We start from the raw sequence: 266 nt of genomic DNA on the forward strand, positions 1-266 counted from the left end.
GGAAAGCAAGCTGGGCGACCTGGAGCGCTTTCGCGGCGAATACCAGCAACAGTGGATCGAGCGCGGCAGCCAGGGGGTGTCCGGCCAGTGGTTGATGGGCTATCAGGGCTTTCTCAACCAGCTGGAGACGGCAGTCGCCCAACAGCGCCAAAGCCTGGCCTGGCACCAGAACAACCTTGAGAAGGCCCGCGAAAGCTGGCAGCAGGCGTTTGCCCGGGTCGAGGGCCTGCGCAAGCTGGTGCAGCGCTATATCGACGAAGCGCGGG

1 protein-coding gene is annotated in these 266 nt (G+C 64.7%); it reads left to right on the top strand.

All coding sequences use genetic code 11. From position 1 onward, the window contains the following. A partial coding sequence (gene fliJ, locus SB765_RS30325) for a flagellar export protein FliJ (RefSeq protein WP_410932581.1) occupies window positions 1-266 on the top strand: 266 nt, incomplete at both ends.

The organism is Pseudomonas sp. SIMBA_067, assembly GCF_046534675.1.
Classification (GTDB): Bacteria; Pseudomonadota; Gammaproteobacteria; order Pseudomonadales; family Pseudomonadaceae; genus Aquipseudomonas; species Aquipseudomonas putida.